12 protein-coding genes are annotated in these 18,134 nt (G+C 58.9%); 3 read left to right on the top strand and 9 right to left on the bottom strand.

Going from position 1 to position 18,134, the window contains the following annotated elements; translation table 11 throughout:
- Nucleotides 1-52 precede the first annotated feature (52 nt).
- The gene (locus ACONT6_RS11850) at nt 53-937 is read left to right on the top strand and encodes a zinc-dependent peptidase (protein ID WP_428818714.1); all 885 of its coding nucleotides are present in this window, start codon (nt 53-55) and stop codon (nt 935-937) included.
- On the opposite strand, the gene ACONT6_RS11855 is transcribed toward ACONT6_RS11850, so the two are convergent.
- The 4 genes from ACONT6_RS11855 to ACONT6_RS11870 form a co-directional block, all read right to left on the bottom strand.
- Nucleotides 828-1,493 carry a nucleotidyltransferase family protein gene (locus tag ACONT6_RS11855; protein WP_428818715.1) on the bottom strand — a complete coding sequence of 222 codons (666 nt, stop codon included), beginning with the start codon at nt 1,491-1,493 and terminating at the stop codon, nt 828-830. The genes ACONT6_RS11850 and ACONT6_RS11855 overlap by 110 nt on opposite strands.
- 47 nt (nt 1,494-1,540) lie before the next feature.
- The gene (locus tag ACONT6_RS11860) at nt 1,541-5,539 is read right to left on the bottom strand and encodes a translocation/assembly module TamB domain-containing protein (protein WP_428818716.1); all 3,999 of its coding nucleotides are present in this window, start codon (nt 5,537-5,539) and stop codon (nt 1,541-1,543) included.
- Between the two features lie 3 nt (nt 5,540-5,542).
- Complete coding sequence (locus ACONT6_RS11865) at nt 5,543-7,390, bottom strand: autotransporter assembly complex protein TamA (RefSeq protein WP_428818717.1); 1,848 nt, start codon at nt 7,388-7,390, stop codon at nt 5,543-5,545.
- Nucleotides 7,391-7,517: 127 nt separating this feature from the next.
- Nucleotides 7,518-7,904: a hypothetical protein gene (locus tag ACONT6_RS11870; RefSeq protein WP_428818718.1), complete on the bottom strand. Its 387-nt coding sequence runs from the start codon at nt 7,902-7,904 to the stop codon at nt 7,518-7,520.
- Between the two features lie 318 nt (nt 7,905-8,222).
- On the opposite strand from ACONT6_RS11870, the gene ACONT6_RS11875 reads away from it, so the two are divergent.
- The gene (locus ACONT6_RS11875; RefSeq protein WP_181252589.1) at nt 8,223-8,396 is read left to right on the top strand and encodes a DUF3149 domain-containing protein; all 174 of its coding nucleotides are present in this window, start codon (nt 8,223-8,225) and stop codon (nt 8,394-8,396) included.
- 129 nt (nt 8,397-8,525) lie between these two features.
- Here ACONT6_RS11875 and ACONT6_RS11880 read toward each other — a convergent pair whose 3' ends face one another.
- On the bottom strand, nt 8,526-10,499 hold the full coding sequence (locus tag ACONT6_RS11880; RefSeq protein ID WP_428818719.1) for an acetoacetate--CoA ligase: 1,974 nt from the start codon (nt 10,497-10,499) through the stop codon (nt 8,526-8,528).
- A 269-nt stretch (nt 10,500-10,768) separates the two neighbouring features.
- Here ACONT6_RS11880 and ACONT6_RS11885 point away from each other — a divergent pair, with 269 nt between their 5' ends.
- Nucleotides 10,769-11,665 carry a LysR substrate-binding domain-containing protein gene (locus tag ACONT6_RS11885; RefSeq protein WP_428818720.1) on the top strand — a complete coding sequence of 299 codons (897 nt, stop codon included), beginning with the start codon at nt 10,769-10,771 and terminating at the stop codon, nt 11,663-11,665.
- A 13-nt stretch (nt 11,666-11,678) separates the two neighbouring features.
- On the opposite strand, the gene ACONT6_RS11890 is transcribed toward ACONT6_RS11885, so the two are convergent.
- The 4 genes from ACONT6_RS11890 to ACONT6_RS11905 all read right to left on the bottom strand — a co-directional run bounded on the left by ACONT6_RS11890 (nt 11,679) and on the right by ACONT6_RS11905 (nt 17,868).
- A complete protein-coding gene (locus ACONT6_RS11890) occupies nt 11,679-12,650 on the bottom strand; it encodes a hypothetical protein (RefSeq protein WP_428818721.1) in 972 nt (323 codons plus the stop codon).
- Between the two features lie 29 nt (nt 12,651-12,679).
- Nucleotides 12,680-13,018: a PadR family transcriptional regulator gene (locus ACONT6_RS11895; protein WP_428818722.1), complete on the bottom strand. Its 339-nt coding sequence runs from the start codon at nt 13,016-13,018 to the stop codon at nt 12,680-12,682.
- 234 nt (nt 13,019-13,252) lie between these two features.
- Nucleotides 13,253-15,256, bottom strand: a complete 2,004-nt coding sequence (locus ACONT6_RS11900) for a sulfotransferase (protein ID WP_428818723.1) — start codon at nt 15,254-15,256, stop codon at nt 13,253-13,255.
- A gap of 197 nt (nt 15,257-15,453) precedes the next feature.
- A complete protein-coding gene (locus tag ACONT6_RS11905) occupies nt 15,454-17,868 on the bottom strand; it encodes a TonB-dependent receptor (RefSeq protein WP_428818724.1) in 2,415 nt (804 codons plus the stop codon).
- Nucleotides 17,869-18,134: the final 266 nt, after the last annotated feature.

Consider the following 18,134-nt stretch of genomic DNA (forward strand, 5'->3'; position numbering starts at 1 on the left):
CCGCGCCATGGGATACACTGGCGGCGCCAGAAATAGGGACAGGGAGACCGGCTTGAAAACTTTCTTTGCAGTCATTGTATTTGCGGTACTGGTCTGGGTAATACCGCTGGCCTGGCAGCGTTTGCGACGACGCTACCTGCGCTCGCGCCCACTGAGCCCGCAACAGGAGGCGATCCTGCGCAGCCGACTCGCCCTGTATCCTCACCTGCCGAAGGCAAGACAGCAGGAACTTCAACAGAACATCAGCCTGTTCCTGCGCGATAAGGAATTCGTCGGATGTAATGGACTGGAGATTACCGAGGATATGCGCGTGGTAATTGCCGCACATGCGTGCCTGCTGTTACTGGAGCGCGACAACAACTGCTATCCGGATCTGCGCACCATCCTGGTTTACCCGGACGCCTATGTGGCCGAGGAAACACGGCACCACGGCCATGTGAGGTCCACGCACCTGAGTGCCCGCGCCGGTGAGGCCCACTACCGCGGCCCGGTGGTGCTGTCATGGGATGATTTGCAACAGGGGCTGGCGAACCCGCAGCAGGGCCACAATGTGGCCATTCACGAGTTTGCCCACAAGCTGGATGAAGAGGACGGCTATGTGGACGGCAGGCCGCCCTTCGAGTCATCGGAGGAAGGCAAGAACTGGGCGCCGGTGATGCGAGAGGCATTCGCCGAACTGCGACAGCGGATTCACTCGGTGCACGCAGAGGCTGAGATAGAGAGAGAGGAAGGCAGGGATACTTCTGCCCAGAAAGTATCCGTACTGGATACCTATGGCGCGCAATCCCCTGCGGAATTTTTTGCCGTGGCCACAGAGGCCTTTTTCATTATTCCAACGTCGATGGCAGCAGCTCACCCGACCCTTTACCGGGAGATGCAAAAATTTTACCGAACAGATCCTGCCGCACTGCTGCGTGGAAATCATCCGGGCGATTGATATCACAATTGATCGCCGGATCGCTCACTTCCACATCGACCACTGCATCCGCGAAAATGCGCAATACCTTTTCCATACCGGTATTGCGCAGGCGCGACAGGGCTGACAGGTACTTGCGGCCGATGGCGATGGGGTAACCGCGGGTTCCGGCACATACCGGCACACAGATACGATCCTCCCTGGCGGAATCGAGCATGTTCACCAGGGTCTCCGCTTCCACAAACGGCATATCCCCCATACACACCAGAATCGCCTTGGGGTTGGCACCGGCACGCTGCAGATTTTCTACCGCGAAAGCCAGGCTGGACCCAATACCCACCGGCCATACTGGCGCGTGCAATGCCTGAACCGGCAGCTTTTTCAAGCCATTGGCGATAACGGCATCGCGGGCGCGAAGAACCACCTGGACGGTGGTGTCTTCCAGTACAGATGCCGCATCCAGGGCAGTCTGCAAAGTGCGCAGTAACATCGGCTCGCCCTGAATACTGGCGAGACGTTTGTCACTACCAAAGCGATGGGAGTATCCGGCGGCCAATACGACGATTGAATATTCCATTTAGTTTTCTCCCATCGTTTTTAATTAGGTTCAATTTTTATAGTCGGTCAGTAATCCTTCTTCCACTGGAGCTCGACACTTCCGGCACCACTTTCATTGTTATCCGACGATTTGATATCCAGACGCAGATTTTTGCGTAGCTCGATCTGCATCTCCGCCTGCCACGGGTTCAACGGGTCGGTACTGCGCTGAAGCTCCAGATAGATACGGCTGGTGATGTATTTGCCCAGGCTGAGGGAGTACTGGTCGCCCTCGTCCGTAGCTTCGGATTCGAAATCCAGTGTATCCAGACCAACCAGATCTCGGGTGCTGGCAAGCGGGTCGAATCCGGTGCCACCGGTCTGCAGGGTCCGCACCACACCAACCAGACGCACCGCCTGCAGGGGCGATATATCGGTCAGGGATTTGCCAAACAGCAGCTGGGCAAAAATCTCATCCTGGGCCGCGGCGGGGTTGGAGCTGAATTCGATCTTCGGGTCATCCGTGGTACCGGAGATTTCCGCGGTGATCTCGCCTTCCGGGTAGGTGTGCACGCCCTTCACATAGATCGCGGCCACATTGTTCTCGAACTGGACCTGCCCTTCCTGCAGCTCAAATTTCTTGCCCAGCAGGTCGAACTTGCCGCGCACAATGGTCAGGGTCCCGGAGGCCTGTGGATCCGCGGCAGTTCCGGCGATCTCCACCTTGCCCTTCAACTCTGAGTCCAGCCCCAGACCGCGCACATAGGACTGCTGGTCGAGCACCACTTCCAGGGCCAGCTCGATGTTCTTCAGCAGGCTCGATCCCTGTTCGCTCTCACCACCGTAGACTTCCACCTCAATCACATCGATCTCGGGCACACTGCTGCCGATAAAATGCTCCACCTGCACCGCCAGCGGCCGCAGATTGAGGGTGCCCGCGAACAGTGCGTCCTCGGTGGTGCCGGTCAGCGTCAAGTCACCGCTGAATGCGCCCTTGGCGCCCGGCATATTCAGCAGGTGCGCTTTGCGCGCGGTAAGTGAAAAGTTGAGTTCGGGAGCTACGCTCTCTTTGAACGTGACAGCGCCCTGCAGTTCCACCCGACCGCGATCGCTGTCGCGCGCACTGGCTTCGACAACACGCCAGGCGTCCGGTGTCAGATCCGCCACAAACACGATACTGCTCAGACGGGTATTGCTGGGACGGTGCTCGTAGTAGCCGTCGCGCAGGTTGATCTTGCCTCGCGCATTGGGCGCTTGAGTCGTGCCATTTGCGGACAGGTTGAAGTCGAGCTTGCCGCGCATGGAGTGAATTTCCGGGTCAAAAAACGCACCCAGGGCTGCCAGGTCTGCATTGCCGCTGGCGCGGAAATCTACTGGCAGTGGCGGCGATTCACCTGCGGGCTTCTCCCGGAACAACTGCTCCAGAATCGGCGCGATTGCCAACGTGGCCTGTGCATCGGCTGCCGTGCGACTGCCATGCCCTGCGTCCAGATTGATATCCAGGTTACCGGCGCGGGTTTGCCAGTTAAGCAACAGTGTGAGTGGCGCCTGCACCAGCGCATCGTCCCGCAGCGCAGGCGCGCGCCCGCTGATTTTGAGCTCTCCCTCGAGGTCCGGGTTTTGCGGGGTACCCCGCGCGGTGGCCCACAGAGACAGCTCGCCACTGTCACTGATATCCGCGCTGATCCACTCTTCGAAATCCGCCAGCACCGCCTGGGCGCGCACCTCCAGATCCAGCGCCTGCTCGCTCAGGCTGCCATCGGCGGTGAGCTGGTTGCGTCCCGCCCACAGCAGCTTGACCTCGGACAGCATGATCTGCGCCTTGCCGTAACTCACATCGCCCTGTACGTGCCAGGGTTCCCCGCGAAACTCCCCCAGACCGAGGATATTTGCGGTGGCTTCCGGGGAAGCGAAGGGGCCGGAGAACTGGCCGTCGATACTGAGTTCCCCGCTCAGCGAGGGGGGTAATTGCACGCCGGCCAGCTTGGCCAGCCCAAGTGGAATATTGCGTCCGGCCACACTACCGGTAGCGCGTTGCGCCTTCGGCTCCACCACCCCGTTCAGCTCCAGCCAGGCATTACCCCGCTGGCGAGCGGCCTCGGAGTCGGCGGCCAGGGCTGCCGCCCCCCGCACGCGCTCACGGGATTGCTGCAGCGGGTAGTCCTGGCCCGGCTCTTCCACTTCGCCGGCGACCAGCGACTGGGCGCCGGGCTCCGCGGGCTGCGCGGCGCCATCGGTGTAGAGATCCAGGCGCAGACGGTCGAAGGTAAGCTCCTCTGCGTTCCCGGCAGCGCCGCCGCGCAGGCGATAGCGGTATTCCCGATAGTGGCCGTCGGAGGACAGCCGCGCGGACATTTTGGGGTTGCTGAAAGGCCCGACCACAGACACTACCGCATCCAGGTCGACCTTGGTTCCCGGGTCTACCGGCACTCCGAACTGTTCCGCTGGCAGCAGCCCGCGCGCCGCCACATCCAGTTGAAACTGCAGCGCCTTGCCCTGTATATCGACCTCGCCGCTACCACTGACGCGCAGCCCCTTCCCCTCCAGTACCAGATCGCTGATCGCGAAGGTTTCCAGGTTACCGCTGCCGTGCCCTTGCAGGGTGGTATCCAGCTCCCGGTACTGCGCCGTGCTATCAAGTTGTACTGTGAGTTGGGGATTCTTCCACGGACCGGCGGCGGTCACCTGCAGGCGCTCGATGAATCCATCAAGTTCCGGTGGAATCTCCACATCACGGGTTTCTTTTAACGCTGCCAGGATTTTGCGTATCTCGGCCACCGCCAGCTGCTCGATGACCGCTTTCAGGTCAATGGATTCAGCGCCGATATCCACACTGCCGCTTGCATCCAGCGCCGCATCGGCCAGCTCCACACGCGCGGTGCGGATGTGGATAACTTCTTTTTCGGTTTCCACTTCACCGGTCACATGAAGCGGCTGCTCCTGATAGCTGGACCTGAGCTCCAGGGTACCGTCCACACTGGGTAAACTGAGCGGCCCCGTTACGGCCAGATCTGCCGACAGCCAGCCGCCCTGAAGGTAGTCCTGCCAGGGTTGCGAAATGGCTATCGGCAATCGGTTTAACTGCAGCTTCAGGTCCATGGATTCGCCATTGATCTGACCGCGCAGGGCGTGACGGGAATCATCCACGGTGAGCGACAATTCGTCGGTAGATACCGACCAGGGCGCGAGTACCACCTCCGCACTTCCGGCGAGGCCGAAGCGGTGATGTACCAGCGGCAGGGAAAACTGCTCCACGGTCACATTGAGCTGATTGTCACCGGCCAGCTCCAGCAGAAAGCGGCCATCGGCATCGAGCACTTCACCGGCCGGCAGTTGCAAGGTGCGACCGAGAAAACCACCGCTTTGCTCACTCGCAGACAGGGTCAATGCATAGATGGTATCGCTCTGCATGCGGCCATCCAGCTGCACGTGCATTGCGCTGCCCTGGATTTCATCGATCTCCAGCGCCAGGGCGGATTCGCGGCCGGGCCAGCGGTAACTGCCGTGACCGTTGACCGCCACCACCGGAAAATCCGTCAGCGCAGCATCGATCACGGTGAGCTGCTCCACCGCGAGCCGCTCCAGCCAGATCGCCGGCATAGTGGGGTCATCCACCTCCTCGGCCACGTCTTCCACCTCCTCTTCACTCACGTGGGCCTGCAGGTATTCCCCCAGCAGCGTGTTATCGAACAGGAAGGTGTGGGCACTTAGCTCCGGGATATGAATCTGATTGCGCAACAGGTGCTGGATATCCACATGCAGGGTCAACTGATGCGCCTCGATCATGGGGCGTTCTTTGTAGCGCACCTGCAGGCGCTCGAAATACCAGAGGCCCAGCGCCTGGCTGCGCAACCCTTCCGCATTGATTTCCAGGTCGGGCAAATAGTGCCGGGCAATAGCCAGACCACCGCGGGTAATCGCCTCGCGACCACTTTCGGAGCCCACCAGGAAAATCGCCATCAACAGAGGCAACAACAGGCTGGCGGCAATCAGCGTCAGGCGCGGCGCGCGCGGCCAGCGTTTGCGCGACCTGTGTTTGGAAGCGCCTGCGGGCGGGACGGGGTTGGGGACGTTTGAATCAGCCATGGTTCAGAACGCCTGTCCGAGACTGACGTAAATCTGGTAACTGCTGTCGTCCAGATCATCACGACGGTCCAGCGGGAAGGCGATATCAAACCGCAGTGGCGCGAAGGACGTCATATAACGTACCCCCAGGCCGACACCCCAGTAGAGGTCATTAAAACTCGGCTGCGGATCGGCGTAGGCATTACCGCCATCGAGGAACAGGACACCGCCCCAGGTTTCGGTAAACCGGAAACGGCCCTCGAAAGAGACTTCGCTGAGTGCGCGTCCACCGATGGGATCAGACAGGGTCGGCGGCTCGCCGGGTACCGTAGAGGGGATCAGGCGCCGCGGCCCCAGGGCCTGGTAAGCGTAGCCACGCACCGAGCCACCACCGCCGGCATAGAAACGTTCGTCCGCTGGAATATCCAGGTTGTCGATACCACTGATGACACCGGCCTTGATGCGCACCGCCAGGGTGGGATCAAAGCGGGTCTCTTCCGCAGTGAGGTAACCGGTGGCAACCAGGGTATTTTTTACAAACCGGGTGCCCGAGCCCCGCAGATCGAAATACGGTTTGACCTCCAGGGCCACGGTCGCCCCTTTGTGAGCATCGAGCAGATTGTCGGTGGTATCAATTTTGAGCCCGAGGGGAAACGACAGCAGGTTGTAGTTTTCGCTCTGCTCGCCCTCTTCCTGCACCTTACTGAACTTCAGCTCGCTACCCACACTGAAGGTGCGGTGTTTGGTATGACGGCGGGAAATAATGCCGCCGATGGTGACGGACCGCGCCTCGTAAGAATCCCGTTCTTCATTGGATGCTTCGGCCTTGGCGGAAAAATCCTGATCATCGCGAAAGAAGCGCGGTACCAGCAGCTCCGTCTTGAGGGACTGTTTTACCTCGTTGACCCGGGTTTCCACCTCAATCTTTTCACCGCGACCGAGAATATTGCGGTGTTCCCAACCCGCCGAGACTCCAGCGCCCTCATCGGATGTGTACCCCACCCCCAGACGAATCGTCCGGTGCTTGCGCTCGATCACCAGAAAAGTGATATCCACAATCCCTGCGCTGGGCTCGGAAACCTCCGCGTTCACCCCGGCAATCAGGTTGGTGCGCAGCAGGCGCAGCTTGGCCGCATCCATTTTTCCCCGGGAGAAACAGTCTCCCGGTTCCAGCTTCAGGCGCTTGCGCAGAAAGTCCTCATCAACCGTGGTCACCCCTTCCACATACACCTGTCCAATATTTACCTCGGGGCTCTGCGCCACACGGTATTCCAGTCTCGCCGCATGTTCGCTGTGAATGACCGTCGCCTGGTAATCCACATCCACATTCAGCAGGCAGGCATTTTCCGCCAGGTAATTTTCAATACGTTTAACGCCCTCGGTGACCTTTTCCGCCTCCAGGGGTTCACCCTCCCGCAATCCCACACCCGGGAAACCGGACTTGAGGTGCGGAGGCATATTCACTTCGAGAGATTTAATGCGGTACAGCGGCCCGGGCACGACCCGGTACAGGATCTCGCCGTCGGTCACCGATTGCCGAACCCGGCCATCGTAATAACCGCGCGAACGCAGCAGTTTTTCCAGGGTGCCGCGCTCGTAGCGGGCCACATCCAGTGGATCCTCGTAGGCCTTGAGCACACTGCTGGATTTGCGCTGTTCCTTGACCTGGTCTTTCAGCCAGTCCTGAAGCTCGCGGTCTTCGGAAACGCGGATTTTGAATTTGGGCAGATTGTCGAAAAATGGCAGGGCATTACCCGCCTGAGGCAACAGCAACAGCGATAGAGCGAGCAGCACGAACGCCGCGATCTGAAAGCGGGAAACCATGGAAGCGAAGAAAAATACGCGCAAGACAAATATCCGTTTGCCAATCATCAACACTGCAACGCCGAGCGCCGGTGAAAGTTGCCGCAGTCGGCGCAACTTTACCGGACTTTACACCACCGGCCGGTATGCCAGTCGAGGGGTTACGTCGATGATCTGGCCAGCCCCTTGAGACAATTCAGCGTCCAGGCGCCGTCGCTGAGCCGGTGCGCTCCATCAACGGGTTACAGTTGCGGACGATGACCCGCCCTTCCAGCAGGTTGCCCTTGGAATATTCGCTGAAGATGCACTCGTTGCTTTCGGGGTCGTAGTTTTCCACCCAGAGGTTGTCATCTTTCCAGGTGGCGCCCAGATGGCGTTGCCCCTCCGGCACAGTGATACGCATCACCCCGCCGAAGCGTTTCACGAACACCTGTTCGAAATGGAAGTAATAGGCAAGCCAGCCGGCGAGAAAGATGATGGCACCGACAATGGCACCTTTACCCAGGCTACCGAGCCGACTGCCTGCAAAAAGGGACAGTACGACCAGCGAAATAACAGCGGCCCAGTATAGATAGGTAATCATATTTATCTTCCGTGAAATTATTGATTTATAGAGGCTGAGTTTTTGTGAACAGATACCGGAATCCGTTTTCTACAGCGTAACGCAAGCCTAGCGCAGAATCGTTCATTCCGGGTAGCGCAGCAGGCGATGTATCACCGGCCGCCAGCCCTCCCACCAAAGTGCAATCAAAGCCCGGAATCCGCTGAAACACGCGGCAAACTGACGGAGCCTTGACCTGGATCAAGGGGCACAATCGGCGCCACTTTACACTGGAGTCAGTTAAAGGCAAGTGGCTGGGGAAAACGAACAATCCCCGCCTAATCAATCGCGGAGGCAATCATGGACGCAATGATCGACCTGTTCACCAGTTTTTCCGGCCTACTGAGCCTGGGCATCATCGCCTTTGTATGTGTGATGGGCGGGTATATTACCCGGATGGCGCTGCGCAAGATGAATGAAGAGCAGGCGCGATTGGAGAAGGCGGACACCGGTCACCGAATGAAAACGGCATAACCCAAACGCAGAAGCCCGGGAACCTTAGTTCCCGGGCCACAGCTTGCTGAAAAAAATGCCTAGCCTTGTGCCGGATCAGTCTGCTGAATCCGGCTTTTTTGCCGGTTACCGCGGCTCGCCTGGCGGCAGTTATTCACCAGCGAGCTCAGGCAGTTTTTCATACAGCTTCAGCGCTTCCGGATTGGCCAGCGCCTCCTGATTCTTGACCGGCTTACCGTGCACCACGTTGCGCACTGCCAGCTCCACAATCTTGCCGCTGATGGTACGCGGGATATCCGCAACCTGGATCACTTTGGCCGGCACATGGCGGGGCGTGGTATTGGCGCGAATCGTGGTTCGAATCTTCTGGATCAGGTCGTCGTCCAGGGTCAGGCCTTCACGCAACACCACAAACAGCACCACTCGTACATCGTCACGCCACTCCTGGCCGATGCAGATGCTGTCCAGCACCTCCTCAACCTTTTCCACCTGGCGGTAGATTTCTGCGGTGCCGATACGCACACCACCGGGATTGAGCACCGCATCGGAACGACCATAGATGATCACGCCGCCGTGTTCGGTGATTTCCGCATAGTCCCCATGGGCCCAGACACCGGGCCAGTTGTCGAAGTAGGCACCGTGGTATTTGCTGCCGTCGGGATCATTCCAGAAACCGATGGGCATACACGGGAAAGACTTGGCGCAAACCAGCTCTCCCTTGTCTTCCAGTACCGCCTTGCCGTCGTCGTTCCAGACCTCTACCGCCATACCGAGTCCGCGACACTGCAACTCGCCGGGATACACCGGCAACACCGGATTGCCCAGGGCAAAACACGAGACAATGTCGGTACCGCCGGAAATGGAAGACAGGCAGACATCCGACTTGATATCCCGGTACACGTAACGGAACCCCTCGTGGGCCAGTGGGGAGCCGGTGGAAAGTACCGCGCGCAAACGCTCCAGCTTGTGGCTCTCACAGGGTTTGCAGCCGGCTTTTTCCAGCGCGGCAATGTATTTGGCACTGGTGCCGAACACACTGATGTTTTCCTCGTCCGCCATATCCCACAGGCACTGGGCTGCCGGGTAGAACGGCGAACCATCGTACAACACCAGGGTGGCGCCACAGGCCAGTCCGCTCACCAGCCAGTTCCACATCATCCAGCCACAGGTGGTGAAGTAAAACAGGGTGTCGTCGCGGGAAATATCCGTGTGTAGACGGTGTTCTTTAATATGCTGCAGCAGGGTACCGCCCACACCGTGCACGATACATTTGGGCACGCCGGTCGTACCGGAGGAGTACATGATATACAGCGGGTGGTTGAATTCGGTCTGCTCAAAGCTCAGTGCACGGGTCGGCGCAGTGCCGGTAAACGCGTCCAGTGTGATGGCCCTGTCGAGGTCACCGATGGCATCCGCTGTCTGCGCCGCGTCGCGCGCCACGGGTACCACCACCAGCTGCTGGATGGATTCAATCTGCTCGACGATCTGTGCCAGGCGCGGCAGGGAATCAATAGTCTTGCCGTTATAGAAATAGCCTTCACAGGCGAACAGCACCTTCGGTTCCACCTGGCCGAAGCGGTCCAGCACCCCGTTGATTCCGAAATCGGGGGAACAGGAGGTCCAGATCGCGCCCAGGCTGGTAGTGGCGAGCATCGCCACTGCGGTATCGATGATGTTGGGCATAAAACCCGCTACCCGGTCGCCCTTGCCAACACCGGCACTGACCAGAGCCGATGCCAGCTGCTCAACCTTGTCGAAGAGCTCAGCATAGGTCAGCTGGCGGCGACGGCCGTTCTCGAGACGTTCGATCAAGGCGACCCGATCATCGCGGAACTTCAGCAGGTTTTCGGCGAAGTTCAGTCGCGCATCCGGAAACCACTCGGCGCCGGGCATGGTGTCTTTCCCCAATACCCGCTCGCCGCGCTCACTGGCGACAACCTCGCCAAAATCCCACAGCTCACTCCAGAAGGAGGCCCGGTTATCCACAGACCACTGGTACAGGGCGCTGTAATCCGGCAGTGAAGTCTCATGCTGCTCGTTCACCCGGCGACGAAACTGATCCATCTGGGTGCGGGCTACGGCTTCGGGGGTGGGTTGCCAAAGGGGCGCTACGGGATTGCTCATCTCGACCAAACTCTCTCGATTTTGCTGCGGAAACCTGCGAGGAAACAGCTTCCCGCAAGTATGGCGCTTGTTATTGGTTTGTGTGGGTGCGCGGGCGATCTCCGCCTGCGCCACCTCGCTGTGACCGCTGATCATTATTCGCGGTCTCGCCATGGAGACAATCATGCCTTGGTCTAACAGTTAAAACTAATTTAAACTTTTTTATATTTGTTAACATTTACTTAATATACGCTTTATCCGGGCCATGACCACAACAGGGGAAATCCGACGTGAGCGCCACCATCAAGCAACTGCGGGCCTTCGTGGCTGTGGCCCGCACCCACAGTCTGGCGGAGGCCAGTGCGCAGCTGCACGTATCGCAGCCGGCTATCTCTATCGCCATTCGCAGCCTGGAGGAATCCCTGGGCGGTGAACTGTTCAGCCGGGACGGTCGGCAACTGGTGCTCACCCCCGAGGGTACCCAGTTTGTGGAGCGCGCCCAGCAACTGCTGCACAACTGGGATAACACACTGGATGCGGTGCAACAGCGCTTCCAGCTGCAACACGGGCAGCTCTCCATTGCTGCGATTCCCGCCTATGCCCTCAACCAGCTGCCCGCCCTGCTGGAGAAGTTTCACCGGCGACACCCGGATATCAACATCGTGATAGAGGATATCGTGATGGAACGGGTGGTCAGTGCGGTTCAGGACGGACGCGCGGAACTGGGCATCAGTTTCCGCCCGGATGACCTTGGCAACCTCAGCTTCACCCCCATCGCCGATGATCGCTTTATTGCGGTACTGCCCGCGGGACACCGACTGGGGAAAAAGAAAAACCTGCGCTGGCACGACCTCGCACAGGAGGCATTTATTGCCATGAATCGAGGATCCGCGGTACGGCGCTGGACGGACAGCGCCTTCGCCGGATGTCAGCCCGGGGCGCAGGCCGCCCGTTTGCTGTGTGAGGCAAACCAGCTCAGCACCATTGGCAGGCTGGTGCAATCCGGGCTCGGCGTCAGTGCCGTGCCCAGTCTGTGTGAGGAGCAGATGCGCGGCTACGGGCTGGTGTGCAAACCACTGGCGGAACCGGAGGTGGTGCATCAGGTGGGTATTCTGACCCGCAGCAGTGGCGGACTTTCTGCCGCCGCCGCCGCCTTTAAACGCATTGCCACCGCCCCAAGCGTTTAACGCGGGGGGCTGGCTACCGCCCTGCGGATTCCGCCCGCTGCCGCAGCAGCACACGCAGGTTCTGCAGCAGATCCCAGCCGGTAATTGCGATCACAATACCCACACCAGCACGCCAGCCACCGGCGCTCGGCTGCCAAACTTCCCCGCCTTGCCACACCAGTGAAAAAGGCGGGTAGATTGACATCAAGACCACCAGTAACCCCAACCAACAAATGTTCAGGGCAATGTCTGCATAGAGTCGTGGTTGCGTCCAGTAGGGCGACACCAGTTTGATCAGTGACATCACCACGCTGAGCCCGAGGGCAATATTCAACCACGGCAGAGCTGCCTCAAACGCGGGAGAAAATGTCAGCCCGCCCTCCGCCATCGGCAGTCTCCAGATATCATTCACCCAGGCCATGGCGAGCAGCGTCACCGCGAACTCCACCGCGGAGTCGAAGCGCTGTATGCGGCGACCACCATGGGCGACTTTCGGCAGCGCGCGCGGATTCCAGTTTTCGAGTACCTTGCCGTAGCCAAGTTTTCCGCCGGCAAGGAAAAACACCAGGGTTACCCAGGCAAATGCGTGAATAGCACCCTCGTATACGCCGGCAAACCAGCTCACGGCAGCGCGGACAAAATTCACCTTTACCTCAAAATATAACGCTGCAATCACGTCAATCGCAGAGACCACGGCAATCACAGCAATCACCAATTTCAGTACCTGTAGATACACTGGAAACAGCGGCTCGCTGACCAGCGAACGGCGGGACTGGTAACCCGCCGCAACCACCATCGGGTGGCCTTTTTTCGCGATCAAAGTGAGCACTTCCTCATCGGTCAGGGGGCGCCCCAGAGAATCACTCAGCTCATCGCACTGGTCCTGCAGATCCGAATAAAGTTCATTGCCGACATCTTCACGCAATTGCGCCGGCAGGTAAGTCCGTACATTGTCGATATATCGCTGTACCCAGCTCATCCAATTTCCCTCGAATAAGTTTTTCATTCCGGCACTCCGCCCAACGTAACCGTGCGCTATCCCTGAATGCCGAGTTGATCAATCACACTATTCAGACGGAGCCACTCCGCGCGCATCTGCGTCAGAGCAATCTCGCCGCCAGCGTCGATCTGGTAAAAGCGCCGCTTGCGGCCCTCTTCCTGCAGCCAGTGGCTGCGCAACAACCCCTGGTCCTCCAGGCGGCGCAACAACGGATACAGAGTGCCCTCGTCAATTTCCAGGCCTTTTGCGCCCAGGCGTTTGCGCAGCGAATAGCCGTAATGCGGCTCGCGCAGCGCCAGCAGCACCGCCAGGGTGAGCGCACCCCGCCGCACTTCCATCAACAGTCTGTCCAGTTTTTCCGGCGCCTGTCCCATTCACCACCTCATACTGTGTGCCACACAGTAAATACTGTGCACCACACAGTACTCTTACGCAACAGGGGATCGTGCAATTGGCGCCACAATCACCAAAAGGCTGGCCCTGACGGGGTTACAGAAATAATTACGAGAAGGATTACAGGGGGGACTTGCTTGATGAAGTTTGCGGGGAGTTATACGAAGAGGCGGAGACCGTTGCCACGCGGGCCGAGCCGGCCTGCCACCTACAGCTTACCCGGCCGGGTAAGCCTCAATCTCTGCCGACAGCAGTGCTTTTAGCGGGGCCAGCTCGGCTTCAAAATGCTTCCACTGCGCAACGCCGCTGCGATAGATCGGCTGACGCACCTGCTCGGCGCTGGGTGTGCGCACCGCGCGTTCGGTTTTGTGAAAATCGATACAGTCAGCCTCAAACGGCAGGCCGCAATAGTCGAGTATCCGCCGCACCTGCCCTGCCAGGTCGCCCACCACATCCTCGTAGTGGACCCGCAATACCTTGCCCGGCAGCACGCTGTCCCAGTGATCCATCAGCCGTACATAGTCGCGGTAGTACTCGCCAATCTGCTGCAGACCGTAGGTAAATTCCTGGCCCTCGGCAAACAGCTGCTTGAAACCACTGAAACAACAGGACAGCGGGTGGCGGCGGGCGTCGATAATTTTCGCATTGGGCAGCATCAGCTGGATCAAACCGATGTGGCGGAAGTTATTGGGCATCTTGTCGATAAACAGCGGTGCCCCGTCGCGGTGAGTGCGAGTCTCGTCGAGATAGCGCTGCCCGAGCTGTACAAGCTTCTCTCCCTCCAGTTCATGTAACACCGCAGGATAACGTGGCTCTTCACTGGCGCGGCGACGGCCATCGAGGCGGCGCGCGGTGGCGAGGACATTGTGCAGCTCCAGAGTGCCATCCACCTGAGAATGGGAAGCGAGTATCTGCTCCAATAACGTTGAGCCGGCACGGGGCAGGCCCACGATAAAGATCGGGTCCGGTGCATCGCAACCAGCGCCTGTGTGCTTGTCGAACAGCTCGCGGGTGCAGTGGGCAATCTGCAGGTCAGTATCGCGGCGATTTTGCTCGATACTGTAGCGACACTCCTCCTGCTTCAGCGCATTGCCTTTTTCATACCAGTGGAATGCCTCGTCAAATACCTTTCTATCTTCCAGCGCCTTGCCCAGGGCAAAACACAGGTGATAGCGATCCTCGCGCGCGGTAGAGCGAGCCGCTTCCAGCTCGCGCATGCGCGCAATTTCTTCTTCTCCGAAGCGGTAGGTTTTCATATTGGCGAGACTCCAGTAAGCATCGCCAAAATCCGGCTTGACCCGACAGGCATCGTGATAGGCGCGATTGGCCGCGTCCGCATCGCCGATGGTCTTCAGAGTGTGGCCGCGCTGCAGATGCACACCGTGCAGCTCCGGTGCCTCGCTCAGTACCCGATCGTAAGTGGCGAGCGCCGTCTTGTAGTCGCCCACCATGGCACTCTGGGTAGCAAACAGGATGTCCGCCTGGCGACCGCCCTGCTGTTCTTTCAGTAACCGGGCCTGCTCCAGGGCGGCGGCAAACTTCTGTCGTTTGCGCAGTACTCCGATGTAATCAAAACGTGCCTGGTGAAAATCCGGATACAGCGCAAGGCAGCTCTCCAGCAGGAAGTCTGCATCATCGAGAATACCGAGTTCCGCCCCCACTAACGCAAGCAGGCGCATGCCCTCCGGATGATGTCGGTGCTTGTGCAAAAATGTCCGGCACAGCTGTTCCGCTTTGTGCAGCTTGCGCTCGTATAACAGGCTGGCGGCACTCAATAATTCCGGCGGCAACTTTTGCAGGTGCTGGAATTGGCGCAGTGCATGTTCTGCAGCGCCAGTCTCACCCTGCGCACGCAGTGCCAGTGCCTGCCCGCGCCAGCTGGCCTGCAGGGCGGGATTCAGTTCGGTGGCGCGACGAAAAGCCTCGCAAGCAGCGCGTGTATCCCCCAGCTGCGCGGCATTATGTCCGCGCTCCTGGTACCCGCGGGCGTTGCCACTATCCTGGGACAACAGGCGCTCCAGTGTCAGCAGCGCGTCGCGGTGCTCACCAAGGTAGCGCTGACTGGCCGCCAGCAGATAAAGCGCTTCCAAATCTTCCGGGCGCCTTTCCAACAGGGCGGAAGCCTGATCCCGGGCACCGGTAAAATCGCGCTTTTTCATTGCGCTGCGGATTTCCGAGAGAGATGCCTGATAAGCGGGGTCGGAAGGAGAAGAAGACACGTTCAGTCGCTCGCGGTTACTTGATCGGGGAATACGTTGGGAAGTGTATCGCCATGCCGGTATCGGCCGACATGGCGAAAATTTCGCGATTCCAATTTGGAATCCTGATCTGGAATCCCAATTTGAAACCACAGTATCGGGGTCACAGGATCAATGAAAGATCAATCCGTGACCCGACAGCATTTCCAATCCTGAGATCAGAAATCGTAGGTCACCCGTACACCAAGGGTGCGCGGACGGTTGGTGGTGATGCGCTTGGAATTGTCCAGGGTGTTGATAAACAACTCGGCGCGCTCATCGGTGAGGTTTTCCGCGTACAGCTCGGCACCCCAGTGCATTTCACGCAGACCCACAGACGCGTCAGCCGTGGTGTAAGCATCCTGCTTGAAGCGATCGTTGGGCTGGACCACGATGGAGCTCCAGGCTTCATCGCTGTACTGCACACCGGCCTGCCAGTAGGCGTCAAACTGGGACACGGTCCACTCGTAACGCGCACGCAGGTTCATCTGCAGAGGCGGAGACAGAGCCAGCTCGCTGCCTTCCGGGGCAACGTTCACCGCACTGCCCGGCACATCGGTGATCTCGGTGTCATTGTAGGAGAAGGCACCAGTGATCTGCAGGTTGTCCGTGGGCAACCAGGTTACGTCCCCTTCAATACCATTGATCTGCGCATCCAGTGCGTTATCGAGGTAGAACAGGAAGTAAACGCTGGGGTCGAATACCGCAGTCTGGATATTTTTCCAGTCAACACGGTAGACACTGCCGTTGAACTGCAGAGTGTTGTCCACCAGGCTGGCTTTCCAACCGGCCTCGTAGTTATCGACGGTATCCGTGGTCACCGTGTATGGCACGGTCGTGGTTTCGTTGCCATTGCCGCCACCGCGGTTATACGCCGGCGGACGGAAGCCCTCGGAGTAAGTCGCATACAGCAGGACGTCATCGTTGGGTGTGTAGCTCAGAGTGAACTTGGTGATGGTGTCACTTTCGTTCAGCGGCGTCTCGATACCCGCTTCCACCCACTTGGAATCCAGGTTGTCACCGTACTGGTCTACGTCGACCCCATCGGCGAACTGTGGAGAGTTACCGAAGGCGGAGTTGGCAGAGCCCAGCAGTTCCACGTCGATATCGTAACGACGCACGCCCACGGTCGCAGTCAGCTGCTCGGTTAGGTCGTAGGACAGCTCACCAAAGAACGCCAATTGCTCTTCAGTACGGGTGATATCGTTAAAGAACGCGACTTCTGCCGGACGCGCGCTCGGGTCAATGGCAGTGGCTTTGTTCGGGTCAGTGGTGTCCGGAGACCAGCCACGCGGGTAGTTTTCCGGGAAGCCGAGGTCGGCTACAGAGGCGTAGACGAAGTTACCGCGGTCGAGAATTTCCACATCTTCATAGAAGACGCCACCGGTAAAGCGCAGCGCATGCTCTTCCGGAGTGGAGAAACGCAATTCGTGACTGGTGCGGGTGTTTTCCACCAGACCGACGTAGCCCTTGGTCGGGTCGTAACAGGTATCGACGTAGTCACAGGTGTAGTAAGCCACGTAGGCGCCCACATCGTTGTAGCCGGTGTAGTCCATGGACTGCTCGACTTCGCGATCCAGGTAGGCACCGGTGTAGACGACATCCAGCGCCGCCAGACGGCCTTCCAGGGTCCAGCTGGTGAGATCAAAACTGTCGTCGAGGGAATCTTCAAAGTAACGACGCACTTCCAGATCGTCCACGTTTTCCGGGTCGTGGTCAAATACACCGTCCGCTTCCAGGTCCTGGTGCGTGTGCTGTACCAGCGCTTCCCAGTCGTCATTGATAACGTACTTCACACCTACGCGCGCGCCCTGGTAGCTGGCATCGTTGAAGTCTTTTTCCACCAGGTCTTCGTTGGTGGCGCTGGATACCGGCAGCCCTTCCCAGGCCGGGTTTACTTCCGCATCCGGGGTGTAGGTACCGGCAACGTTGTCGATATAACCGCCTTCGTTGGACTGGTAAGCCGCCACGCGCACCGCCAGTTTGTCATCGATCACCGGCAGGTTGACCACGGTTTCCAGGGTATCGGACATCTCGCCATCCTTGGTGGTGGCGAGGCCAGCATCGATGCTCAGTTCGAATTCATTCAGGCGCGGCTTGTTGGTGATCAGCCGCACGGTACCCGCCTGGGAGCTGGCGCCGAACAGAGTGCCCTGTGGGCCTTTTAGTACTTCCACGCGCTCGATATCGGTCACGTAGACATCCAGGTTGCGGCCGCCGACGCTCACCGGCGCCTCATCCACGTACAGGGCAACGTTCGGAGCGGAGCCATTGGCCTGGGACAGCTGGGTGGCAATGGTTTCCGTAGCCATACCGCGAATATAGATAGACGACTGACCCGGTCCACGGCCGCCAGAAGTCACATTCGGCATGTGGCGGATGTAGTCATCAAAGTTGGCGACGTTCAGGTTCTCCAGGTTCTGCTCACCGAGCGCCTGAACCGTCACAGGGATATCCTGGGTGCTTGCTGCGCGCTTGGTCGCGGTAACCGTCACCTCTTCGATTTGCCGCGGCTGGGCAAGGGCTGGCTGGCTCCCCAGTACCGCAGCGGTCGCCGCAAGTATGGCGCTGTGAAGCTTTCTTTTTTTGAACACAGAGATCTCCTATCGAATTATTGGCGTGTTCCCGACACAAAAAACCCACAACAGCACACTGCCGCATGACGGCACAGGCCGCCTGCAGGAACGCATGCATCATCTCGCTAAAACTTAGTGGTGTAATTATTATGAATAGCTAAAGCTGCCTTTCAGACCAGATTCCATAGGCCTTTTGCAGTGCTATAGAGGGCGGAGCAGCGAATTAACATTCAGCTCCAGGTGCCGAGTTGCGCGAAAATTCTATAGAGATGGCGCCAAAAGAT

Source organism: Microbulbifer sp. MCCC 1A16149 (assembly GCF_050368945.1).
Lineage (GTDB): Bacteria > Pseudomonadota > Gammaproteobacteria > Pseudomonadales > Cellvibrionaceae > Microbulbifer.